The sequence below is a fragment of the Parapedobacter composti genome, from assembly GCF_900112315.1.
Lineage (GTDB): Bacteria > Bacteroidota > Bacteroidia > Sphingobacteriales > Sphingobacteriaceae > Parapedobacter > Parapedobacter composti.
Window position 1 is genome coordinate 1 of record NZ_FOLL01000030.1, and the last position, 22,722, is coordinate 22,722.

Consider the following 22,722-nt stretch of genomic DNA (forward strand, 5'->3'; position numbering starts at 1 on the left):
AAATAAGCTTTTTTTAGGACAAACAAAAAAATCCCCGAAACTTTATCTGTATCGGGGATTCCTTTTCTTAATTGAGGCTTTTTAGACAGCCTCTTTCGAATTTTGCTCCTCAGGCTGGGCTCGAACCAGCGACCCTCTGATTAACAGTCAGATGCTCTAACCTGCTGAGCTACTGAGGAGTGTTTCTGAATTGCGTGCAAATCTATAACTTTATTTTTTAAACCGCAAACGGAAATGTGCTTATTATTGGCAATAATATGAAACTCACTTATTTATTTTTCATTTTCCGGTGCTTGGAAGCCGCTGCCGGCGCGGCGTATGCACGTTTTTGTCTCAGCTACCCCTCACGAATGTCGTTTTTACCACAGGAAAACATGCGATCGGTATCATAATTTTGTGGACGCGTTCCGCTGAAAGTAGGGAAGTAAGCAGTGCACAACCAAGAAAGGAGATTGAACATTGAAAACAGTAGACGAATACATCAATGCTGCTCCCGAACATGCGAGGGAAATGCTGAATGAAATCCGATTTTTACTGAAATCGGTTGCCCCTAACGCCGTTGAAGCACTGAAATGGGGCCATCCCGTTTTTGTCGAGAAGCGAATCCTGTTTTCCTACGCGGCGTTCAAGAACCACCTGAGATTCATGCCTACGGGACCGTCATTGGAGCCATTCAGGAATGAACTGGCAGCTTATAAAACAGGGAAGGATACCATACAGTTTTCTTATGATCAACCGCTTCCTCAGGCACTGATCAAAAGGATAGCGGCATTTCGGTATAGGGATGTCATGGAAAATGATGCCCGGTGGATGTATTAAAACGAGCTGCTAATAAATTGAGGTGCCATTAGGGGGCAATGGGCCGATGAAAGCCTGTGGCCGAATTTGGCGGGAAAATGCTGAACGAAGCAAAGCTTTTTTCAGCAGACAGATCGTTCTTTCTCCAGCGTGCTGGTATCGGTTTTCAATGGTATGTTGTCCTGTGCGCCTGTATCGGTCAATAGCTGGCGGTTTTTCTTGCGGACGGAAATCCACTGGTACCGCACCATGCTTATCTTGTAAGCATCATATCCGATAACAATGACCAAAAAGAGGCTGATGATGTAAAACAGTTTAAATCCGATATGGAAGTGAGCAATCCCCGCGAAGACTCCGCCGACGACGTAAGATATGGTGATTGACGATAACAGCAAGGCACGGCCCCTCAATGCCGGGTTTGAGCGAAACTCATTCTTAGTAAACATGGAGAATAAGATGCCTAAGTCGGTCGTGGTACCCGTAAGGTGTGTTGTCTTCACGGCGAAGTTAGAGATGCTGGCTGTGAGCCCGTTTTGAAGCCCCATGGCAAAAAGCATCAGCGCGAGCAGGGCCTCAGTTTCCACCAGCGTTTCGTTGTAAAAGAACTCGCCGTATAATCCTACCGCCATCATGCATAGGATTTCAATAGAGATTGGCAGGGAGTGAGCAAAGTATTTGTTTCGCTTGTTAAGGTGTATGACCATGAAATTGGCGGTAAAGCTGCCAAGGAAAAACAGAAAGACCCAGCCAAAAACGACAGCCGTTTGATACCAATTACCTTTGACAATCTCTGCCGCGACTATCGCGTAGTAGCCCGTTACATTAGAGCTGAAAGATAGAAACAGCAGCAGCGAAGCGACGTTTACCATCCCCGCTGCAAATGCTGTTAATGTACCGAGTTTGATGTTATCTCCCAGTGTTCTGCTATTACTGAATTTCCGAAGCATATCTTTTTACATTAGTCTGTCAAACGTTAGTTTCGCCAATCCTTTTATCTGCGTATCAAGTTCAAAATTCAGCGTCATGCTGTCATCCGATAACGTCGTCAGATCGTAGTGCTCTTTCCTCCCATCGTTATATTTAAGCTCCAGTATATTTCCCCGGCCCTTTATACACCACGATGCGGTTTCTTCACCGTGTTCGCGGTTGAGTACCAGCGTGCCATCAGGCAAGAACGACCATGTTTCGGCCTTATGAACAACAGGTTCGTTGCCCGCGCGGTAATAAACTTCCTTCCGGAGCGTGTCCGTTTTGCTGTTTACCCGCTCGTAATGCCAGCCGGCTTCTTTCCATTGTCCAAGAATGGCCTTTTCGGGATTGGTGGCTGCATTGATCATCCAGGCAAATCCCATAATGTTCAGGGTAAACAAGGCCGCATAAACTAATATTAACCATCGTTTCGTCAGCATAATCGTATAGTTTTGTCGTGTATCAATTAGTTTTCAGTGATGCTTGAAGTTGTTTTTCAATGCCCCTTTGGAACCTGCTTTTATATCAGCGCCGTTATCCCTTTGCAATGTCAATTGGCCACAACGCCGTTGTAAAATATTTCAGCTAAACTTCCTTTTTCAGGCAGAAGGGCTTCGGTCTTCCATTCAATCTTGTTCACCGGTTGTTTGCACTTGGTAATGAATGGTAGTAGGTCTATGCTTTTTGGGTTCTTTGCGTGCAGGTGATAGCTGTTCGGTATGTAAATTTCTTCAATTCTGTTCGCTAACAGATAGTTGTTGAATGCGGCTTGCGTATACCCGCTGAACAAGTCTGTTCGCATGGATGCAATGCCAGAAGCGTATTTGTTTTTAATAACGCCACATGCCTCTTCAAACGAGCGGTTGCTTAACGATGCAAGCATTTTGGATTTTGAGAAAAAAAGCAGTTCGGTAATCGTGTCTGGTGCCTGCGCGCCGTGTAACAGGATGATGTTGTAACGGCAGTCGTTGGGTCTGTTTTGCAGCAGAAATTTGACTACATTTAGCGATTCAATGGTGAAGTCAGTCGGAATCAACACATTTTTTTTCATTGCTTTTCTTTTTTTGATGAGGAAATTAACTTTTTGCAAGCAAAAGTATAGGGAGGGTATTAAACCGGTTTAAAACCGGTATTAGAAACCGATTAAAAAATAGGTTTTAGGTTAAAATGGGATAAAAATGTCGCGGAAAATGTCAGATTAGACTGAAATCTGATTTGTGGTTGGGATTTTAATCTGTACGGTTGTTCCGCTGCCTAATAGGGAAGATACCGTGATTTTCCCATGATGCATTTTGATAATGTTTCTGGTCAACGGAAGTCCTATTCCATACCCTTCGTAATTTTTCGTGTTGGAGGCACGGAAAAACGGATCGTAGATGTGCTTGAGTTCACTTGTGGGTATGCCTATGCCGTTATCTTTTATCACGATTACCACATTGTCGTCCGATGCTCCAAGGGAAACGTTTACCAACTGGTTGTTCGAATACTTGCATGCGTTGCCAATAATGTTCGTAAGTGCCAGATGGAGCAATTGTTCGTTTCCCGTAACCTTCAGTTTGGTTGGGTCTTCGGGTAGCAGGCTCATGTCAACCCTGATGTTGCTTTTGGGATTCAGTTTCTCGATGGTGCTCTTCACATCCCAGATGAGCTGATCAATGCGCAGCCGGGTAAATTGTTGGATTTTGCCGTTAAATCCGGTTTGTGCCAGAAAGAGGAGCGCATTGGTCTTTGCATCCAGCTTCTCGGCTTCTTCCAGCATTATCCTGATGGATTCAATGTATTCATCGATTGTCCGTTCTTTTGATAACGCAACATCTGCCTCACCGATGATTGCTGTAAGGGGGGTGCGTAGTTCGTGCGAGGCATTGCTAATGAAATTGTTCTGAGTTTCGAAGGCTGTCTCTATGCGGTCAAGCATATCGTTGAATGTCTTAATCAGCTCGTCCATCTCGTCGTTGTTGTTCCGGGAATCCAACCTGAGGTGGAGGTTTTCAGAGCTGATCTGCTGCGCTTTCTCCGTAATATCCCGCAACGGTTTAAAAATATACCTTGAATAATATACCGCAATGAAGAGCGATACGGAAAAAGCAATGATGATAGCAGCAACCAGCGTTTTTTTCAGATACGCAATAAATCCTTCTTCAAAATGATCCTGAGCGCGGGATACCACGATGTAGTTTCCTTGTTTGCTTGCATAGGTAATCCCTACATAGAATAACCGTTTCTCTTGATGCCGCGCACGGCCTTCCTTGATGATGGTTTGGAAAAACGATATCGGAAGTTCCAGGCTATCAGCTAGTGTCCTTAGATCCATATCTTGTTCCAATTTAAAGAACAGATCCTCTTCATGCATCAATTTTTCAGAAAATACCGCCCTAAGGCCGTTCAGCTCGCCCTCATTTTTATCAAGTTCCATTTGTCCGGCTGCCATCGCCCTGATCTCCAATACGTCATAGTAGTAGTCGTGCAGAAAGCTGGGTATAGCGAAATAAATCCAACCGCTGAACAGCATGATAATGGCCAAAAATGCCATGATAAGCATGAAGGCAATTTTAGACTGGGTATTCATCAGGGTGCTTTTCATTTGTTGGATAATTAGGGGTCACGCAATACGTATCCCATACCGATAACGGTATGGATTAATTTCTGGTCAGACACGCGGTCTATTTTCTTCCTGAGGTAATTCACATAAACATCAACCACGTTCGTGCCCATGTCAAAATTAACGCCCCATACGTTTTCCAGAATATCGGCGCGCGACAGTACTTTGCTTTTATTCTTTAGGAAAAACAGCAACATCCGGTATTCCGTAGTGGTCAGTGAAATTTTTTCACCGCGGCGCTCCACAGTCTTGGTATAGTCGTTGAGTACCAGATCCCCAACACGGAAAATATAGTCGGCCTGTGTATCTACAGTGTTGCTGATATTGGCCACCCGCCGCAGCAGGGATTTCACCCGGGCCAACAGCTCAATAAACTTGAATGGCTTAACGAGGTAGTCGTCTGCCCCTGCTTCCAGGCCAACCACTACATTTTCGGAAGTGCCCAGTGCCGTCAAAAAAAGTATTGGAAGATGCGTATCTTCTTTCCGTATGATTTTACATAGTTCTATGCCGTTGGTATCTGGTAGCATCACATCCAGAATCAAAAGATCAAACGTGCCTGAACGCAGCATCTGTAGTCCGGTTTGACCGTCGAATGCCACACTGACCTCAAAGCCTGCTTCCGATAATCCTTTGTTTATGAAGGAAACCACGTGTGCTTCATCTTCTATGACAATGATTTTTTTCATCCCAATAATTTGCCTTTAAAGTTGACGAAGCTTGCAGGGCTGTTTTTACTTGTTTTACAGCGTTGAAAGTCCCCCACCCGGAAAAATTGCCGTCGACCATAGAAACTTACTTTTCGCAAGCGTCACTTGCGGGTGTGCCGGCCAGCCCCAAAATTATTGAATTGTCCGCATATTCCTAACGAATCCACCGCTTGTTTCGTCTTCCGTTCTTTTTTCCCTCCATTGTTGCCGATTGGCTGATTTAATGATACCTTTGGCCGGCGGTATGCCACCGTGGTTTTAACCTTAATGAAAAAATAGTATGAGTTTAGTCATCATCGGTACCATTGCCTACGATGCGATAGAAACACCTTTCGGAAAAACGGATAAGATTGTGGGCGGAGCGGCCACGTTTGCAGGATTGGCGGCAACTTACCTTTACCGTCCGGTAAAGTTGATTGGAGTGGTTGGCGGTGACTTCGGTGATGAAAACCTGAACATTTTAAAGTCAAGGGGCATCGATATGGAAGGGGTGCAGGTAAAGGAAGGGCAAAAGTCGTTCTTCTGGTCCGGTCGGTACCATAACGACATGAACAGCCGGGATACGCTGGTAACCGAACTCAACGTGCTGGCTGATTTTGATCCGGTTATTCCTGCTACATATCAGGATTGCGAATATCTGCTGCTGGGCAACCTGACGCCACAAGTGCAACTGACTACCTTAGCGCGCTTGCAGCACAAACCCAAGCTGGTGGTGCTGGATACGATGAACTTTTGGATGGATACCGCTTTGGACGATTTGCAGAAAGTGCTCCGGCAGGTGGATGTCCTAGCCATCAACGATGCTGAAGCCAGGCAATTGGCCGGTGAATATACGTTGGTGAAGGCGGCGGAAAAGATCCTGACGATGGGGCCTAGGTACCTTATCATAAAAAAAGGCGAACATGGAGCTTTACTGTTTGGAGACGGACAGGTTTTCTCTGCGCCGGCACTGCCGTTGGCAGATGTGTTTGACCCCACCGGCGCCGGGGATTCGTTCGCCGGCGGATTTATCGGATACCTTGCGAATGTGGGTACAATCACTTTCCATAACATGAAGAATGCGGTGATCTTCGGCTCTGCATTAGCGTCCTTCTGTGTTGAGAAATTCGGTACCGAACGGCTTCAGGAACTTGACCAGACCCAGATACGGCAGCGTATCGCACAATTCACAGCACTCAGCCAGTTTGAAATCGGCTATTAACCAGTTTGCAATATGCGTTAAGGCTGCAGTTTCCCGATAACGTTGAATCGAGAAAACACATCCTCGCCATGGGGGGCGCCCTGTAGTTCATCAGTAAGATCCTGGCCTGCCCAATGTTCGTAGTGCATGCCACGAAGCCACAGGCGGCTCTTCGTTACGTCATAGATATGTCCCCTATAGGCAATCCATATTTGCGGCTTGTCTTGCCCGTTTCGCAGTGCCAATTGAGATCTCGAATAAGTGGGAAGCTGTTTTTCTGACATGCTTAATCTACGCGTGCCTATACGGCTCCAGTGTCTTTTTCATGAGTTTACGGGCCACGTGTATGCGGGTTTTCACGGTACCGATTGGAAGATGTAAATGTTCTGAAATTTCATGGTATTTATACCCTTCGAAATACATGCTGAACGGTATATAGTATTCATCCGCCAGCCCAGCCATTGCTCCCTTGATATCTTCCATTACGAACTTGCTTTCGCCACCATTGGTGGTAGCGCTGTGCATAAGATGGGCACTTGGGATCTCATCGGATTGAGAAACGATCGTACTTGTTTTGATAAACCGCCGGTAGTTGTTGATGAACGTGTTCTTCATGATAGTATACAGCCAACCCTTCAAGTTTGTGCCTTCTTTGAATCGGCTGTGGTAGGCTACCGCTTTAAGCATGGTGTCCTGGACAAGGTCGTTGGCATCTTCGTCATCACGGGTAAAATGCAAGGCGTATCCTCTCAGGGATTCGCTGTGTTGCACTACGAGGGTGTTAAACTCAAATCTCGTCATTTTTTTGCGGTTTTTAGGGTTCAGTATGAGCCTGAATCTCCTTGTTAAACAATTATAAGGACTAAATAAGTGGTGGCAATGCTTATTTAAGAACTGACGTTGTTTTAGTTTGTTTATTTATTAGTGCCAGCGCAATTACCGCAAGTATCGTGCTAAAAAGACAGAAGTGTGTTCAACAGTAATATGATGTACGAAAAATTCTTGAAAATTTCACAATATGTTTACCTCGCGTTCCAGCGTAATCCCGAACCTTTCCTTTACATCATGGATAATTTGTTCGGAGAGGTTATAGATCTCGGCTCCTGTGGCGTTTTGATGGTTTACCAACACCAGTGCCTGGTTCTTCCAGGTGCCCGCATCGCCTACCCGCTTGCCTTTCCATCCGCACTGCTCAATCAGCCAGCCAGCGGCCAGTTTGACCCGGTCTGTGTCCACTGGGTAAAAGACGAAATCGAGGCCGGGCCATGCTGTGCGCATCCCATCCAACTGCTGTACCGTAATAATGGGGTTTTTGAAAAAACTGCCTGAATTACCGATGGTGGCTGGATCGGGTAGTTTGTCCGTTCGGATAGCGGAAACCACGTCAGCGATGTCTTTAATGGATGGGTTACTGATATGCCGTCTCGATAATTCACTTTCAATAGCGCCATAAGACGTATTCAGGGCGGGGGTAAGGGAGAGGTTAAGTGTTACGTCGGTGATGATGTAACGGCCTTTGGCTTCATGCTTAAAAATACTATCGCGATAGGCGAATCGGCAGTCCGCTTTTGTGAACGTTAAAAACTCCACACGTTGGGTATCAAATACACGGCAGCTGACGAAAACATCCCCAAGCTCCACACCATAAGCGCCGATGTTTTGTATGGGCGCCGCGCCAACCGTTCCGGGAATTAGCGCGAGGTTTTCTATGCCACCGAACCCCCGGTTTACGCAGTACCAGACCAACTCATTCCAGACAACGCCCGCTCCGGCCGTCACCGTGGCCGTTGTTCCGGATATTTCGTGCCGGATATTGTCCGACGTCATGTGAATGACCAGACCGTCGAAATCCTGGGTAAACAGGATATTGCTGCCCCCTCCCAATACCAGCATGGGATTCAGCGTGGTATCCCGTTGGTGGCCGAACAGTTGCGTCAACTCCTCTTCATTGGCTATTTCAACGAAAAAACGGGCAAACGCTTCTACGCCGAATGTGTTATAGGATTTGAGCGGAAAATGTTCTTTGATTGGTGGTTTCATGTGTAAATATAAATTAAATCATAGTAGCCTACACAAGGATGGCCCATTTTTTTCAGTTATTTATAAATAAATGTTTACCTTTAACTATTATCTTTTGCGCCCAAAGATAAGCGATTAGCCTGATAGCGCACGAATTGAATAGCTTAGTATGATTAACGCAGATAAAAAGCGCACCCAGATATTGGAAGCTGCCATGCGAAGGTTTGCACACTTCGGCATGGCCAAGACTACGATGGCTGAAATCGCACAGGACCTGTCTTTTTCCAAGGCATTGTTATACTATTATTTTCCAGATAAGAATGCCTTGTATGCGGCGGTATTGGAACACGTGATTGACCAATCGTTCGGCACAATTGAAGCAGCATTGCCTTCCATCGATGATTGCGAACAGGCGATTATGTTCATTCTAGATAAACGGATTGAGTTTGTAATGAATTATTACAACTTGCTTGAACATGCCGCCTCGGCGGTTCAGCAGACGCCAGACGAGATGGCGCGGGTGATGGAAGAATTGAAAGACAAAGAGATAACACTGATTAGTCAGATCCTTCAAAAAGGTGCTGGTACAGGGCAGCTGCAGATAGACAATGCCCGGGAAACCGCTGAAATCATGTTATACGCCCTGGCGGGTATGCGTTTCAGCTTAATGAAAGACCTGAAAGGAGGATTGTTCCCCACCAAGGCTGAATTTGACCGGATTTTGGTTTTGCAGAAAAAAATGGCTACTATCTTTTTAAGGGGGCTCCGGAAACAATCTGCCTGACAATCTGCTCGGCATGTATTCGTGAATTTTCGATGAACCACTGGTGGGTATTCATGCCGCCGCACACTACGCCGGCAAGGAAAAGACCGGGAATGTTCGTTTCCATGGTTTCTGGGTTATGATAGGGTTCTTTTGATGCATCATCGGCCAGTTGGATGCCAATCTTCTGAAGGAAGGCAAAATCGGGTTGATAACCGGTGAGGGCTAATACAAAATCATTCGGAATGGTTATCAGGCCGTCTGGCGTGAGAATATCCACCTCTTTAGGCCTGATCTCAGTAAGCCGGCTATTGAAAAGTGCCCTTATCTCGCCATTGGCAATGCGGTTTTCAATATCAGGGCGAACCCAATATTTCACCCGGGGACCGATGCCTTCGCCACGTACAACCAATGTGACGTTGGCTCCTTTTCGGAAGGTTTCCAGGGCGGCGTCTACCGATGAGTTGCTGGCTCCAACAACGACCACGTTCTGCTCAGCATAATAGTGTGGGTCATTGTAATAATGGCTTACTTTGGATAGACTTTCACCGGGGATGTCCAGCAAGCAGGGTATGTCATAAAATCCGGTGGCAACGACCACGTGGCGCGCTTGATAAACGGATTTCGATGTGGTTATCTCAAAGCCTGTATCCTGCTGATGTACCATGGTCACTTCTTCAAACAGCCGAATATGCAACTGGAACTTCTGCTGTATGCGCCGATAGTACTCAAGGGCTTCTGCCCGTCTGGGTTTGGGGTTGACAGATACGAAAGGTACGCCGCCGATTTCCAGCCGTTCAGAGGTTGAAAAAAAAGTCATGTTTTGCGGATAGCGGTACAGGGAGTTAACCAGACATCCTTTTTCAATAATGATATAAGTTAATCCCGCCGCCTGGGCAGCAATGCCACAGGCCAGACCAATAGGGCCGCCGCCTATGATAAGCAGGTCGTACTGCGAAGAGGATATTTCCATGTAGCACAAAGATACGCCACAGCCAGACCAAAACAAAACAGCATGTGGTTTATCTGAGCGTGTCTTTCTCTGAAAGAGGCCGTTTTACCAGGTGTTCACAGGTTTTGTTCAGATCGGTAACGATACGGTACAGGAAATTAAGTTGGTCTGTAATCAATCTGGATTCTTCAGAATCAACGGACTTCCCATCGAAACCCGGCGGCATATCCACTTCGATTTCTTGGAAGTCGTCATGCTCATCTTCAGGCTCAAAAAGCCGGATGGTTTGCGCCAGGAGGTATAACGTTTTTCGGATTAGCCTGACGTGCTCCGCCGTGAGCGAAGCATTGGCTGCGCTCCTTACATTGTTCAGCAAGGTAACGGAGTATGAGGAGAGGATGTGGTTGAATATCACAAACTTATTGACTTCCCTCGCATCCTTTTGTTTGCTTTTGGGTTCGGTGATCATCCGCTGGAACGCCGAGCCCATGTTTGCTGTGGTAATGTATACTTCTTTCCGGGCCAATTTGTAGTCGGTAACGCTGACGGGTTGTCCGGCGATGAGACTCAACGCCTGGGCAAAATAGCGGTAATTGGCAACGAGCAGTTTGCGCATGGTCTGGTGTACCTGACTGCTTTCCCAGTTGGGTAGGATAACGTAGTTTGAAAAAAACGCCAGCCCCGATCCGATCAGCGTATCAATGATGCGTTCCTGGAGAATGGCCAGCGTATTCATCTCAAGGAAGCTAAACATGATTAGCACGTAGGGCGTCATGAACATCACGCTTACGATATAGTTGATGCGGATAAGGCTATAAGTAGCCACCATGAACAGCAGGAGCAAGATAAACAGCGAGGTTTCATCATGTACCAATATAAGCAGTAGCGCGCCACCAATACCGCCGATGATGGTGCCGATAAGCCGTTGGAAATTGCGTTGTTTGGTGAGGCTGAAACCTGGTTTCAAGATCACCATGATTGTAAGGAGTATCCAATAACTGTGTGCGCCTACGTTAATGGAAAGGGATAGCAGATACCCCATGCCCATCACGGCCGCCATACGGACGGCATGCCTGAAAAGGGTAGACTTTAACGTCAAGTTCTCGCGAAGCTGCTTAAGGTCTATGGCCTTGTGTGCAACAAACCTGCTGAGGTCCGTTTCCTCTTTCCGGAAAGTGTTTTTTGCTGTCCGATCGTAGTAACTGTAAAGGTGGTGGAGCCGCTGGATAAGGTTACGCACATTTATCAGTATTTTTTTTAACGGCAGTGTGTTGATGCGGTGTTCCCGTTCAGTTTGGTCGATAGCATGCCGGATGCGATCCAGATCGTTCTGGAAGTGGTAAAGCGGCTTAGGCCGTTTATTCGCATTAATCTGGTAAGAAAGGTGGTCCAATTCATTGGCTATGCGCCGGATGGTGACGTTGAATTGCTGCAATACACCGGTATGGCCGAATTGCTGCCGGATTGCCTCATAATCGTAATGTGTGGCCATGCTTTGTTCAAACAGGTCAATGATATCCGTGAAAATCAGGATAAGTAACCGGCCAATCTTAGTGGTGTCTTTAATGATCCGCTTGCTTCGGAATAGCTGGTCGCGCACATTGTCCTGATGTTCGCTGACGACAACCTGTTGCGCTATCAGATCGCGGTAATTCTGCTCGAAGTCTGACCGGATATCATAGAATTTGGCTTTTATCCGAATGTAGTCGGCTACGTTGCTGATGGATTCGGCCAGTTCCTGTTGTGCCTGCCGATAGGGACGCACCTGATGCAGGGATAAGCTCAGCAGCATATACCAGACACATCCAATGAAAATGCACAACGTGTTGGCCAAGGCGTCCGTCGCAGACTGATCTCCCGCATCCGTGTTCAGTACCATGATGAGGATGCCCATGGTGCCTACTGAGGAAGCCCGCGCGCCGTATACGGCAAACATGGAAAAGAAGAAGCTCAAGCCAATGATGGCTAATGTTAACAAAACCGGCTCGCTGCTTGCCATATGAGTAACGAGCGCCGAAATCAACACGACCGCCGTGCAAGCCAACATCCCGTTTCTCCGGTGGATAGCAGGCCCCGGTGTATCTGATAATCCCACAGCCATTGCCCCGAGAGAAATGGTAATGCCTACCTGAAGGTTACCCAACCAAGAAAAAACCAGTGCCGGAACAATTGTGCCAAACGTTATGCGCAGGCCGTCGGCAAAGTACTGGCTATAGAAAAAATTCCGGATTTCTTGCGTCCGTTTCATGTATAGACGGATGGTAGTGACAAAGGTACATAAAAGGATCGTGATGACCATGTGTAGAAAAATACTCACTTGTAGGTATTTCAGAATGCTCCATACATCCGTAGGTTTGCGGCGGTCAATTAAACAGTTATCGACGTGAACCCAAAAATTATCAAATTGCTACAGGCGTAGTGCCGTACAGCATAATTCAAATAAAACCATGTTTATGAATAAAAAGACGATGGCGGCAGCAGCCATATTGCTATGGTTTGTGGGCGCCTGTGCGAAGAAGGAGCACTTGGAGGAACTCGAAGAGGCAGAAGAACAAGCGATTCCGGAGGGGTTGCATAAAAGTACACGCCATTTCACTAAAGATTAGGGCCATGGACAATAAGATTTTTCACAACGAGGCAGCCCTAGCCACGATGTTTGCCCTCCTCGGGGCAACAGTCGGCCGGTTAGACCGTCGGCAGAACGGAGAGACTAACGCCCTGGTTGAGCTTGTTCCGGAACATACGGACGAAACACTGCCCTTAGTTGAGCAGACCGCCAGCCCGGTTGGTGAACCTGACTTCGCATAAGCACCCCGGGGCATCTTATAATCTGCATCTGATAACTTTAAAATACAGACGATATGAAAACAACTGTTCTATCAATGATGGTTGCTGTTTTACTGGTTGCGGTAAGCCATCACCAAATGTATGCACAGCAAGCGCAGCAAAAAGCGGCTTATGATGACTACGATCAGAATATAGCCAAGATGAACGTCCTGGCTTTGCCGTTTCGCAACTTTTCGTTGCAGTATGAGCGCGTGGTTGCGCGCAAGATTTCGGTAAGCTTAGGAGTAGGGATAATCCCCGGCGGCAAACTACCGATGTTGAGTGCATTCGAGTCGTATATCGATGATGAAGCCACCATGGAACAATTGCAAGGGGTTCGCTTAAATAACCAAACCTTCACACTAGAGCCCCGTTTCTATCTCGGCAAACACGATGGTCCGCGCGGGTTCTATATCGCGCCGTATGCTCGCTATAGTACCTATGGGCTTAGCTTTGATGAGTTCGAATATACAGTTGAACTGGAACATGAGGGGCACTATATAGAGGAAACTCGTACCATACCGCTGGATGGGCATATCCGCGGCTTTACCGGTGGACTGCAGTTTGGCGCGCAGTGGCGTATAGGTCGGTGGGTTTACCTTGACTGGTGGATCTTGGGCGGCGCTTACGGTACGGCAAAAGGTAAGCTAACCGCCACCGCCGCATTAAGTGCAGAAGAGCAATCGGCGCTGCGCGAGGAGCTGACAGATCTGGAAATCCCGATGGTCGATACAGATGTTGATGTGGACGGCAACGGAGCCCGTCTCAACATGAAAGGCCCTTGGGCGGGCGTGCGTTCGGGGTTAGCCGTAGGCGTCCGATTTTAGGTTATGGCGTATCATGCTTCCTAGCCGGTTTAGTCGGGGGAGTGAGTTGAGCCTGCTGCTTTTATGTGCAGTGTCTCCGAATGATGTGCAGTAAATAGCAGTTTACGGTATATAGCGATAGGCATTTGAAAGGCCCGGACATCATGCGGTGTCCGGGCTAATGTCGTTTGTTAGACATCAGCCAATGAGCGTAAACATTTGCCTTGCAATTCGCTGACGCCCGGAGTCCCGTAACAGGCCGGGGATGCCTGGGCCGGCGGATTCAAAAATCTCAGCTACTGGTTCGCCAACGATAACCGAGTCTTGAGTAAGTATTTCGGTGTTTTTTAATTTTCAAAAATGAGTCTGTTTTCTTAAAAAAATAACAATAAAATAAGGGTTTATCGACTGAATATTTATACATTTGGCTGTTTAGTAACAAACCTGCTATATTAGATTGGGAATGGTCGGTGATGCCACAAATAAATAAAGTTAGTTGCGAATGAAATTAAGTAAGAAACAAGCAGTCTTTGAAAGCGAGGTTATTACGCGCTTTGAGTTGTTCAATAGCCTATTCATGACGCTGCCATTTTACCAGGTAAAGCATACAGGCATATTGTTGCCTTTTTTTACCACGCATTGTGAACGCGGCGTAACCGAAAAGCTGGATCCAGAAACGATTATTGAGAGCTTTTTTGACCAGAATGATCAATATGTGCGTGAATCGGATCGAATCGATTTACTTTTCCGGATCATCCAGTACATTGAACGGCAGGTAGTGCTGTTTGATGCAGTGGAAGATGCGGCTTTTAAAAAAACAGGTAGGTCTGACGAAGCGGGGCTGCTGGACGCAGTACTGAGGCAAACGGCAAATAATACAGAACTGCGCAATAAACTGTTGGCGAAGTTGAATGATTTTTCGCTGAGGCTCGTGCTAACGGCCCATCCCACCCAATTTTATCCGGGTCCGGTGCTATCCATTATCACAGACCTGACAGAGGCGCTGAAAAAAAACGATATTAACAACATTCACCTGCTGTTGCACCAGTTGGGTAAGACCCCTTTCATGATGAAAAGCAAGCCCACGCCGGTGGATGAGGCTGTCAGCCTGGCTTGGTTCCTTGAGAATGTCTTTTATCCGGTTGCCTCCGCTATTCAGTCAAAGATCGATGACGAGTTCGATATACCCGCTGACGAAAATAAGCAGCTTGTGGAATTGGGATTCTGGCCCGGTGGCGATCGCGACGGAAACCCTAACGTAACGGTTGAGAGCACCAAGCGCGTGGCTGTGCTGCTGCGCACCATTTTGTTCCGCTGTTACTACCGTGATTTCAGGATACTTAAAAGGCGAATTACGTTTAAGGGCGTTGAAAAGTACATGGATATCCTACAGGAACTCTTTTATGAAAATAGTTTCAACCCGCCTGATAGCCCGGCGGATGAAAAACCTGTCATTATCCATAATCTGCAGGAAATCAAACGGGTACTCGTGGAATACCACGATGGTCTTTTTGTAGAACTGGTGGATGATCTGCTTCGCAAGGTACGGACGTTCGGTTGCTTCTTTGCTACTTTGGACATCCGGCAGGATAGCCGTATCATCCGGCAAGCACATGCCTACCTGCGCACGTGTTTTGAAGAAAAACTCGCTATACCGGCAGACTTTGATCAGTTGGACGAGGAGGCTAAGCAACGTGCCCTTCGTTTTGATGAACATGACCTTTCCTGTTCGGAAGATGCTCCTCCTCTGGTAGTGGATACGCTCGGCGTTATCCGGCTTATCAAATCGATACAACGTTGGGGCGGTGAACGTGCTGCCCAGCGGTTTATCATCAGCAACTGCCAGCAAGCTTCGGATATTCTGGAGCTAATGGAGTTGTTTCTATGGAGCGGATGGCAGACCCCCGCATTGCATATTGATTTTGTACCGTTGTTCGAGACGGTGGATGATCTGCATCGCGCGGCTGACGTAATGAAAGCACTTTATACCCATCCGCATTACAAAAAGCATCTGCAGCAACGGGGTAACAAGCAAACCATTATGCTCGGATTTTCGGACAGCACGAAAGACGGGGGATACCTAATGGCCAATTGGTCAATCTACAAAGCTAAAATAGAATTGACGGCCATCGCCCGCGAATATGATGTCGATCTGGTATTTTTTGACGGCCGGGGAGGCCCGCCGGCCCGGGGGGGCGGCAAGACCCAGCGTTTCTATGCATCCATGGGTAAGGAAATTGCCAACGATCATATCCAGCTGACCATCCAAGGACAGACCATCAGCAGCCAATACGGGTCGCTCGACACCGCGCAATACAATATCGAGCAGCTGCTGCATGCCGGGTTAACCTCCCATATCGAACAGAAAGACGGAGATACCCTGTCTGCTGATCAGAAGCAATTGATGGCCTACATGGCAGAGGTAAGCCATGAGCAATTTCTCGCATTGCGGCATGATCCCTTATTTCTGAAGTATTTGGAACGGTTCAGTCCGCTCAAATTTCTTTCCCAAATCAACATCAGCAGCCGTCCGGTCAAACGCAATTCCGATAGCGAACTGCGGCTGGAAGATCTGCGGGCCATCAGTTTCGTTACATCATGGAGCCAGCTTAAGCAGAACATCCCCGGGTTTTATGGAGTGGGATCTGCCCTCCGCCACGCTGAGGAAACGGGCAAATGGGAGCAGGTAAAGCAACTTTACGAAACCTCCGGAATGTTCAAGACCGTGATAGACAACTGCATGATGTCAATGTCAAAATCAAACTTCGATCTCACTTCGTATATCCAGCACGATGAAGTGTTTGGCGGGTTCTGGAAAAAAATGCGCGACGAATACGAACGGACCAAACAATATGTGCTGAAACTCAGCGGTCAGAAAGTTCTGATGGAAAACTATCCGGTAGAGCGGGAGTCTATTGCCATGCGCGAAAAGATTGTACTGCCACTTCTGATTATCCAGCATTACGCCATCAGGCAGTTGCAAAAGGGCGCGTTGAAGGAAAAGGAGAGTGAGGTCTTTTCCAAACTGGTTACGCGCACCATTTATGGCGTGGTCAATGCGGGCAGAAACTTGGCGTAAGGAATGTATAATCGTATAAAATTGTTGATACGCATGACATTTTTAGCTATGTTTGCTGCGTTAAGGAAAACAAATTCATACCCAATGAAATTTAAGAAAGCTTCGTTGATTCCGTCGTTAGCCCTGGCTGTGGCTTTAGGGTCGTGTACCAGGCATGCAGGAGAACCCGTAAGTAGGCGTGTACTTTACAACAATGAAACCGCTGTCGATACCGAAGGATATGTGTTTTTAAAAACAGCGCATGAAAAGGCAGTGTATGAAACTGAATTGGCTAAGCATGTGCAATCCACGCAGGCCCCGGCAACAGCCAAGGCCCTGGCCAGCCAACTGATAGCCACGTATGAAAAAATGATTCCCGAATTGGAGAGCTTGGCCGAAGCAAACTTTGTGGTGCTGCCGGATCCGGGTATGCCCGGTTTTTCGGTGCCCCATCATGTCGGTACGGATAGCGTGGCCAACTTTAATGGCGACGCCTATATGGAGTATGTCCGCCATGAACAGGGCGCTGTCCTTGAGCAGTTCAAACGTGCTAGCCGAAATACATCCAAGGAGTTGCGGGCATATGCTGCAGAGCGATTGCCTGAAGTGAAGGCGCTGTATACGCAAGCAGGCGGCCAAGAGGATCACGGCGCACATCATTAGTAATATTATACCGTATAATATTATACAATTACCATGTCCAAGAAAAGCATAGCCACAGGTATTTTGTCGTATGGGATGTCCGGACGGGTGTTCCATGCGCCTTTCATCCACCATAAGAGCCGATTTGAATTAAGGGCCGTTGTTGAACGCCATGAGAAGCGGGCACATCACCGGTATCCACAGGTCATCAGCTATAATTCGGTAGATGAATTGCTGGCTGATGACAAAATTGAGCTGGTGATCGTTAATACCCCGAACAATACTCATGTTGATTATGCCGAAAGGGCATTGCGGGCTGGGAAGCATATTCTGGTTGAAAAGCCTTTTGCCACTAATAGCCAAGAAGCAGAGAAGTTGTTTGCCCTGGGTAGGGAAGTCGGCAAACACGTCATGGTTTTCCAGAATCGTCGGTGGGATAGTGACTTCAAATTGCTCAAAAGGGTGGTAGAACGCGACGTGTTGGGGGAGCTCATCGAGATGCACGTGCGGTTCGACCGCTACCGGATGGAAAAAAGCCACAAGACGTTTAAAGAGATTAACATTCCGGGAGCAGGGGTATTGTATGACCTGGGGCCACACTTGCTTGACCAAGTGATAAGCTTGTTCGGAAAACCGGAGAAAAGCTTGAAAATCGTTTCTACTCACCGGCCGGGATCCGAAGTGGATGACTTTTCTACGCTGGTGCTCAGTTATCCCAAAGGATTCACGGTATTCATCCATGCCAGCCTGCTGGTAGCCAATCCGCTACCCGCGTACGTATTGCATGGATTGAAAGGTTCGTTCCAGAAGGTACGCGCGGATGTTCAGGAAGATCAACTGCAGGCCGGGATTTCACCCAAAGCACCGGAGTATGGCATAGAGCCGCCAGGCAAAGAAGGACTTATCACATTGATGAAAGCCAATGGCGACCGGGAGATGCGCTACCGCGAAGCATTAAAGGGCGACTATAACGGATTATTCAACGCGGTCTATGCACAGATACGGAAAGGCGAGCCTTTTCCGGTGAAGGAAGAGGAGATATGCTGGCAGATGGAAATTCTGGAGCAGCCGGCGTGGAATGGCTAATACGGAACTTGATGTTTGGTTACCGTGAATTAACATGCGGTTAACACAAACAAAACGTTGCGTTGTTATTATTGGCCGAATAACTTTTACGCAGCCGTATGTTAGCCCAAAAGCATAAATATCCGTTAATAAACCGTGAAATAAGCTGGTTGTTTTTCAACGAGCGGGTGCTTCAGGAGGCTGCAGACAAGACGGTGCCGCTGATTGAGCGGTTGCGGTTTCTGGCCATATTCTCATCCAATCTCGATGAATTTTACCGGGTCCGGGTCGCCACATTGAGTCGCTTGGGGGATATCAACAGCAAGACCAAAACCATACTGGGTTTCAACCCCCGGAAAATCCTAAACGAAATCAAGAACATTGTGGTCCGGCTCGAGAAGCGGTTCGATTACCTGTATGAGCAGGAAATCATCAAGGAACTGGAAGCCCAGAAGATCTTTATCATAAACGAACAACAATTAAATGTGGCGCGCGGTAATTATGTCCGCGAATACTTCAGACAGCGCGTGTTGCCTACACTCGTTCCCATTATGCTGGAAGGTGAGGATGCAGCCAAGCAACTGCTCGAACTGAAAGATCGGCATATTTATTTTTTGGTGAAACTGACCTTCCGCAAAAGGGTCAGGTATGCGCTTGTGGAGATCCCCTCCCCGGTTATTTCGCGGTTTCTCATCCTGCCGGAAAATAGAGGCTTGAAATTCATCATCCTGCTGGATGACATCATCCGGTATTGCCTGGACGACTTGTTTTTCATCTTCGAATACGATACTATCGAAGCCTATAGCATCCAGCTGACGCGCGACGCCGAGTTGGATATTGATGCCAACGTGAGCGAGAAATTTGTGGACGCTTTGGTGCGCAGCCTGCAACGCCGGGATAAAGGCAGACCCATGCGGTTGCTTTATGATAACGATATACCACTGGATGCGCTCAATTATCTCGTTTCATGCATGCAGCTGGATTCGGAAGCACTCATACCGGGCGGCCGTTACCACAATTTCAAAGACTTCATCAATTTTCCAAATGTAGGTGGGCCCTCGTTGGAATATCCCCCCATGCCTCAGCTGCGGGTAAACAACCTCGAACTGGGCCGGAGCATATTCAGCCAGATGACTCAACGCGACTACCTGGTAAGCCTGCCCTATCAATCGTTCGATTATATCGTCCATTTCCTGCGGGAGGCAGCCATGGATCCAAAAGTGAAGGAGATTAACATCTGCTTATATAGACTGGCCGAAAACTCTAGTGTTATCAATGCGTTAATCAATGCCGCGAAAAACGGCAAAAAAGTGAATTGCCTGCTGGAATTAAAAGCCCGCTTTGATGAAGAGGCAAATATCTATTGGCGTAACCGACTGGTGGAGGGAGGGGTAAACGTCAATATTGGCATGGTGCAATATAAGGTGCACGCCAAGATATGCTTAATCGCCCGCCGTGAAAAAAAGCGAATGGTCTATTACGCTAACCTGGCTACCGGCAATTTTAATGAAAAAACAGCCAGAATTTACTGCGATCACAGTCTGTTTACCGTTAATCCGTTAATTACCAATGATCTTAGGCGCCTGTTTAGGGGGCTGGAAAAGCAAGTGTTTTATCGGGGTTATAAAAATATCATCACTTCGCCATTGGAGACCCGCCAACGGCTGTATGAGTTGATCGCTAAGGAAATAGAGGTGGCCCGTTCCGGAAAGAAGGGATACATGATTCTGAAGATGAACAGCCTTTCGGACGAAGAAATGATCGCCAAGCTTTACGAGGCTAATAACGCCGGGGTGAATATACAGCTGATTGTCCGTGGCATGTGCTGCCTGGTACCGGGCCAGCCCGGATTCAGTGAACGTATTACTGTGCGCAGCATCGTAGACCGCTATCTTGAGCATGCACGGGTGTGGATCTTCGGTAATGGAGGCGAGGAATTGATTTATCTCTCATCGGCCGACCTGATGACCCGCAACATCGATCGACGGGTAGAAGTGGCCTTTCCCGTGTTCGATGCCCGTATCCGGAAAGAAATACGTGACATCATCAACATTCAATTGCGGGATAACACGAAAGCCCGCGAAATCAATCACCTGAACAACAACCGGTATATCGGCGTCAAAAACAAGATCAGGCACCGTGCACAGCAAGATATCTACAATTATTTGAAATATAAATCATAATCAATCGTGAGGTACGCAGCAATAGACATCGGATCAAACGCAGTAAGGCTCTTAATTGCCGATATTATCCAAAACAACGACATTGTATCATTCAAAAAAAATACGCTCGTGAGGGTGCCTTTGCGGCTTGGCGACGATGCTTTTATCGACCGCAAGATATCCACGTCCAAAGCAACGGATTTAGTTAAAACGATGACCGCATTCCGCAACCTCATGGACGTTTATAAGGTAAGCGAATACATGGCATGTGCTACATCGGCCATGCGGGAAGCCGAAAATGGCACTGAACTGCTCAAGGAAATAAAGGCTACGGGCATTGACCTGGAAATTATCGCAGGGCAGGAAGAAGCTAAGATTATCTACAGCAGCCATATTGAACAGCACTTGGGCAACAAAAAGGTATACCTGTATATCGATGTCGGCGGCGGTAGTACGGAACTGTCCGTTTTTGCAGATACCCAACTGGTGGCCTCGGCGTCATTCAATATCGGTACCATCCGTATCCTGGACAACCAAGACAAAGAGGAAACATGGGAAGAAATGAAAGCTTGGGTAAAAACACACACACAGCCCTACAAAACCATCTATGGTATCGGCACGGGCGGCAATATCAATAAATTATCCAGGCTGGCCAGCAATAAAGAAGATAAACCTATATCCTATGCCAAATTAAAGTCGTTGTATGAATACCTGAATTCCTTTTCGTTGAAAGATCGCATCAATGTACTGGGATTGAATAACGACCGGGCCGACGTCATCATCCCCGCCTGTGAAATTTTCCTCACGTTGATGAAATATGGCCGGTTGCGTCAGATTATCGTGCCGCGGGTGGGGCTGGTGGATGGTATCATACAGACATTGATTGATAAACACCTTTCCGCTGTAGTTGCAGAAAAAAATCTTGAATAAAGAAAAAATTTAGTTTACTTTTGCGGCTGTTAACCCTGCGGAAGTGGCGAAATTGGTAGACGCACCATCTTGAGGGGGTGGCGCCCTACGGGCGTGGCAGTTCGAATCTGCTCTTCCGCACCATCCGCATAACACCCTTGCGAAAGCAGGGGTTTTTTTCATTTTAGGGCACGCCAAGCTTACTTGATCGGATCCTAAACCCCAAGCCTACCGACACCGGTTCAAATAGTCCAAACGGCGTTTGCCATAGAAAAGTTAACAAAAAGATAATCTTTAACTGGCTGAGCCATTGGCTAACTTTGCTTGCATCAGGTACCGCAAAAGGCGAAAACGGAAATCAATGGATTCATCAGGAAATGGTTGGAAGGCAATGAGCTGGCTTTCAATGCTATCTTGGATTACTATTATCGCCCTTTACTGGCATCTTCCCGGCAGATGGTTTCCAACGCGGAGGATGCCGAAGAGCTGGTGATGAATGCGTTCTTGAAAATCTGGCAGCACAAGCATCGGTTGGCTGATGTCCGTAAATTTGATGATTATCTATTTGGCATTTTACGGCAAGAGATAGTTGCGCGTTCAAGAAAACATGTTATGGCCACGGAAAACATTGATGAGCTGCCCCTCAATGCAATCGGTATGGTGGATCATCCCGAATTGACGCTTAAGGAATTGCAGGCCAGGTATCAGGCAGCCCTGGAGAAGCTTACTCCCAGGCAGCGGGAAGTATTTCTATATAGCCGGGAGCAAGATATGAGCCAGCAGGAAATAGCCCGAAGGACCGGGATGTCCGTTCACACGGTGAATAACCATATGACATCGGCGCTGAAGGCTTTTCGGCGGGAAATGAATGAATATCCCGATACGCTAATCGTTATCCTGCTTACCAGTCCGTACACGCTGACATTTTTCTGTTAAACCGGTGCGACCGTCACATCGGGATATGGCTGGCACGGATGATTGCCTGCCTATCTTGTGTTAATAAACCGTTAAGTAAAGCCCCTTCCGTATTAACAAATCATGAAATCGCGTATAACGCATAGTTGTTCGCGACGGCTTTCGCATTCTTTAGGATAGAGGCGTGCGGTAATCCGCAGTAATGAGCATGATAAAGCGACCATCAAGAAACACATTAATACGGTACTTCCGCTGGAAGTTCACGGTAGAGGGGATGTACACGCGCAACATCAGCGACGTGCTGTTCCAGCAGCTGAACACGCGTGACAACCCGCTGTGGTACGGG

21 protein-coding genes and 2 tRNA genes are annotated in these 22,722 nt (G+C 47.3%); 12 read left to right on the forward strand and 11 right to left on the reverse strand.

Translation table 11 applies throughout. The features are described from left to right. Positions 1-105: 105 nt before the first annotated feature. Positions 106-179, reverse strand: a tRNA-Asn gene (locus BM030_RS18660). 280 nt (positions 180-459) lie between these two features. Between BM030_RS18660 and BM030_RS18665 the strand changes: the two genes are divergently transcribed. Beyond that, positions 460-819 carry an iron chaperone gene (locus tag BM030_RS18665; RefSeq protein WP_090975124.1) on the forward strand — a complete coding sequence of 120 codons (360 nt, stop codon included), beginning with the start codon at positions 460-462 and terminating at the stop codon, positions 817-819. Between the two features lie 101 nt (positions 820-920). Here the strand turns inward: BM030_RS18665 and BM030_RS18670 are convergent, their stop codons facing one another. The 5 genes from BM030_RS18670 to BM030_RS18690 all read right to left on the reverse strand — a co-directional run bounded on the left by BM030_RS18670 (position 921) and on the right by BM030_RS18690 (position 5,058). After that, entirely contained in the window at positions 921-1,745 is an 825-nt protein-coding gene (locus BM030_RS18670) for a YoaK family protein (protein ID WP_090975125.1), read from the reverse strand. A 6-nt stretch (positions 1,746-1,751) separates the two neighbouring features. After that, positions 1,752-2,207, reverse strand: coding sequence for a hypothetical protein (locus tag BM030_RS18675; protein WP_090975126.1), 456 nt, complete (start codon positions 2,205-2,207; stop codon positions 1,752-1,754). A 110-nt stretch (positions 2,208-2,317) separates the two neighbouring features. Next, the gene (locus tag BM030_RS18680) at positions 2,318-2,818 is read right to left on the reverse strand and encodes a hypothetical protein (RefSeq protein ID WP_139215951.1); all 501 of its coding nucleotides are present in this window, start codon (positions 2,816-2,818) and stop codon (positions 2,318-2,320) included. A gap of 147 nt (positions 2,819-2,965) precedes the next feature. Then, the gene (locus BM030_RS18685; RefSeq protein WP_090975128.1) at positions 2,966-4,351 is read right to left on the reverse strand and encodes a HAMP domain-containing sensor histidine kinase; all 1,386 of its coding nucleotides are present in this window, start codon (positions 4,349-4,351) and stop codon (positions 2,966-2,968) included. Positions 4,352-4,362: 11 nt separating this feature from the next. Beyond that, complete coding sequence (locus BM030_RS18690; protein WP_090975129.1) at positions 4,363-5,058, reverse strand: response regulator transcription factor; 696 nt, start codon at positions 5,056-5,058, stop codon at positions 4,363-4,365. A gap of 301 nt (positions 5,059-5,359) precedes the next feature. Between BM030_RS18690 and BM030_RS18695 the strand changes: the two genes are divergently transcribed. After that, positions 5,360-6,280 (forward strand): PfkB family carbohydrate kinase, encoded by a 921-nt coding sequence (locus BM030_RS18695; RefSeq protein WP_090975130.1) that lies wholly within the window; start codon positions 5,360-5,362, stop codon positions 6,278-6,280. A 17-nt stretch (positions 6,281-6,297) separates the two neighbouring features. Here BM030_RS18695 and BM030_RS18700 read toward each other — a convergent pair whose 3' ends face one another. From BM030_RS18700 to murB, 3 genes are all read right to left on the reverse strand, one after another. Beyond that, complete coding sequence (locus tag BM030_RS18700) at positions 6,298-6,543, reverse strand: cytochrome b5 domain-containing protein (protein ID WP_090975131.1); 246 nt, start codon at positions 6,541-6,543, stop codon at positions 6,298-6,300. Positions 6,544-6,550: 7 nt separating this feature from the next. Beyond that, a complete protein-coding gene (locus tag BM030_RS18705; RefSeq protein ID WP_090975132.1) occupies positions 6,551-7,060 on the reverse strand; it encodes an RNA polymerase sigma factor in 510 nt (169 codons plus the stop codon). Between the two features lie 210 nt (positions 7,061-7,270). Beyond that, positions 7,271-8,299, reverse strand: a complete 1,029-nt coding sequence (gene murB / locus BM030_RS18710) for a UDP-N-acetylmuramate dehydrogenase (protein ID WP_090975133.1) — start codon at positions 8,297-8,299, stop codon at positions 7,271-7,273. A gap of 148 nt (positions 8,300-8,447) precedes the next feature. Here murB and BM030_RS18715 point away from each other — a divergent pair, with 148 nt between their 5' ends. Then, on the forward strand, positions 8,448-9,062 hold the full coding sequence (locus BM030_RS18715; RefSeq protein WP_090975134.1) for a TetR/AcrR family transcriptional regulator: 615 nt from the start codon (positions 8,448-8,450) through the stop codon (positions 9,060-9,062). On the opposite strand, the gene BM030_RS18720 is transcribed toward BM030_RS18715, so the two are convergent. Next, on the reverse strand, positions 9,025-10,014 hold the full coding sequence (locus BM030_RS18720) for a YpdA family putative bacillithiol disulfide reductase (RefSeq protein WP_090975135.1): 990 nt from the start codon (positions 10,012-10,014) through the stop codon (positions 9,025-9,027). The genes BM030_RS18715 and BM030_RS18720 overlap by 38 nt on opposite strands. Before the next feature lie 49 nt (positions 10,015-10,063). Further along, positions 10,064-12,241 (reverse strand): FUSC family membrane protein, encoded by a 2,178-nt coding sequence (locus BM030_RS18725; RefSeq protein WP_090975136.1) that lies wholly within the window; start codon positions 12,239-12,241, stop codon positions 10,064-10,066. A 205-nt stretch (positions 12,242-12,446) separates the two neighbouring features. Between BM030_RS18725 and BM030_RS19965 the strand changes: the two genes are divergently transcribed. From BM030_RS19965 to BM030_RS18770, 9 genes are all read left to right on the forward strand, one after another. Next, positions 12,447-12,599: a hypothetical protein gene (locus BM030_RS19965; protein WP_170845836.1), complete on the forward strand. Its 153-nt coding sequence runs from the start codon at positions 12,447-12,449 to the stop codon at positions 12,597-12,599. 255 nt (positions 12,600-12,854) lie between these two features. Beyond that, complete coding sequence (locus tag BM030_RS18735; protein ID WP_139215952.1) at positions 12,855-13,646, forward strand: DUF3575 domain-containing protein; 792 nt, start codon at positions 12,855-12,857, stop codon at positions 13,644-13,646. A 481-nt stretch (positions 13,647-14,127) separates the two neighbouring features. Next, positions 14,128-16,704, forward strand: a complete 2,577-nt coding sequence (locus BM030_RS18740) for a phosphoenolpyruvate carboxylase (protein ID WP_090975139.1) — start codon at positions 14,128-14,130, stop codon at positions 16,702-16,704. Between the two features lie 84 nt (positions 16,705-16,788). After that, a complete protein-coding gene (locus tag BM030_RS18745) occupies positions 16,789-17,346 on the forward strand; it encodes a DUF4142 domain-containing protein (protein ID WP_170845837.1) in 558 nt (185 codons plus the stop codon). A 33-nt stretch (positions 17,347-17,379) separates the two neighbouring features. Beyond that, positions 17,380-18,411, forward strand: coding sequence for a Gfo/Idh/MocA family oxidoreductase (locus BM030_RS18750; protein ID WP_090975141.1), 1,032 nt, complete (start codon positions 17,380-17,382; stop codon positions 18,409-18,411). A gap of 98 nt (positions 18,412-18,509) precedes the next feature. Next, complete coding sequence (gene ppk1, locus BM030_RS18755) at positions 18,510-20,573, forward strand: polyphosphate kinase 1 (RefSeq protein ID WP_090975142.1); 2,064 nt, start codon at positions 18,510-18,512, stop codon at positions 20,571-20,573. A gap of 6 nt (positions 20,574-20,579) precedes the next feature. Further along, positions 20,580-21,482 carry a Ppx/GppA phosphatase family protein gene (locus BM030_RS18760; protein ID WP_090975143.1) on the forward strand — a complete coding sequence of 301 codons (903 nt, stop codon included), beginning with the start codon at positions 20,580-20,582 and terminating at the stop codon, positions 21,480-21,482. Between the two features lie 37 nt (positions 21,483-21,519). Next, positions 21,520-21,605, forward strand: a tRNA-Leu gene (locus BM030_RS18765). A gap of 180 nt (positions 21,606-21,785) precedes the next feature. Next, complete coding sequence (locus BM030_RS18770) at positions 21,786-22,397, forward strand: RNA polymerase sigma factor (RefSeq protein ID WP_090975144.1); 612 nt, start codon at positions 21,786-21,788, stop codon at positions 22,395-22,397. Positions 22,398-22,722 lie beyond the last annotated feature (325 nt).

What these genes read in the sequence shown, in the direction of transcription:
- BM030_RS18705 (WP_090975132.1), bottom strand. Translation starts at nt 7,060, where the DNA reads ATGACGAGATTTGAGTTTAACACCCTCGTAGTGCAACACAGCGAATCC.
- BM030_RS18695 (WP_090975130.1), top strand. Translation starts at nt 5,360, where the DNA reads ATGAGTTTAGTCATCATCGGTACCATTGCCTACGATGCGATAGAAACA.
- BM030_RS18750 (WP_090975141.1), top strand. Translation starts at nt 17,380, where the DNA reads ATGTCCAAGAAAAGCATAGCCACAGGTATTTTGTCGTATGGGATGTCC.
- BM030_RS18720 (WP_090975135.1), bottom strand. Translation starts at nt 10,014, where the DNA reads ATGGAAATATCCTCTTCGCAGTACGACCTGCTTATCATAGGCGGCGGC.
- BM030_RS19965 (WP_170845836.1), top strand. Translation starts at nt 12,447, where the DNA reads ATGAATAAAAAGACGATGGCGGCAGCAGCCATATTGCTATGGTTTGTG.
- BM030_RS18735 (WP_139215952.1), top strand. Translation starts at nt 12,855, where the DNA reads ATGAAAACAACTGTTCTATCAATGATGGTTGCTGTTTTACTGGTTGCG.
- murB (WP_090975133.1), bottom strand. Translation starts at nt 8,299, where the DNA reads ATGAAACCACCAATCAAAGAACATTTTCCGCTCAAATCCTATAACACA.
- BM030_RS18690 (WP_090975129.1), bottom strand. Translation starts at nt 5,058, where the DNA reads ATGAAAAAAATCATTGTCATAGAAGATGAAGCACACGTGGTTTCCTTC.
- BM030_RS18675 (WP_090975126.1), bottom strand. Translation starts at nt 2,207, where the DNA reads ATGCTGACGAAACGATGGTTAATATTAGTTTATGCGGCCTTGTTTACC.
- BM030_RS18700 (WP_090975131.1), bottom strand. Translation starts at nt 6,543, where the DNA reads ATGTCAGAAAAACAGCTTCCCACTTATTCGAGATCTCAATTGGCACTG.
- BM030_RS18685 (WP_090975128.1), bottom strand. Translation starts at nt 4,351, where the DNA reads ATGAAAAGCACCCTGATGAATACCCAGTCTAAAATTGCCTTCATGCTT.
- BM030_RS18745 (WP_170845837.1), top strand. Translation starts at nt 16,789, where the DNA reads ATGAAATTTAAGAAAGCTTCGTTGATTCCGTCGTTAGCCCTGGCTGTG.
- BM030_RS18680 (WP_139215951.1), bottom strand. Translation starts at nt 2,818, where the DNA reads ATGAAAAAAAATGTGTTGATTCCGACTGACTTCACCATTGAATCGCTA.
- BM030_RS18725 (WP_090975136.1), bottom strand. Translation starts at nt 12,241, where the DNA reads ATGAAACGGACGCAAGAAATCCGGAATTTTTTCTATAGCCAGTACTTT.
- BM030_RS18740 (WP_090975139.1), top strand. Translation starts at nt 14,128, where the DNA reads ATGAAATTAAGTAAGAAACAAGCAGTCTTTGAAAGCGAGGTTATTACG.
- ppk1 (WP_090975142.1), top strand. Translation starts at nt 18,510, where the DNA reads ATGTTAGCCCAAAAGCATAAATATCCGTTAATAAACCGTGAAATAAGC.
- BM030_RS18670 (WP_090975125.1), bottom strand. Translation starts at nt 1,745, where the DNA reads ATGCTTCGGAAATTCAGTAATAGCAGAACACTGGGAGATAACATCAAA.
- BM030_RS18715 (WP_090975134.1), top strand. Translation starts at nt 8,448, where the DNA reads ATGATTAACGCAGATAAAAAGCGCACCCAGATATTGGAAGCTGCCATG.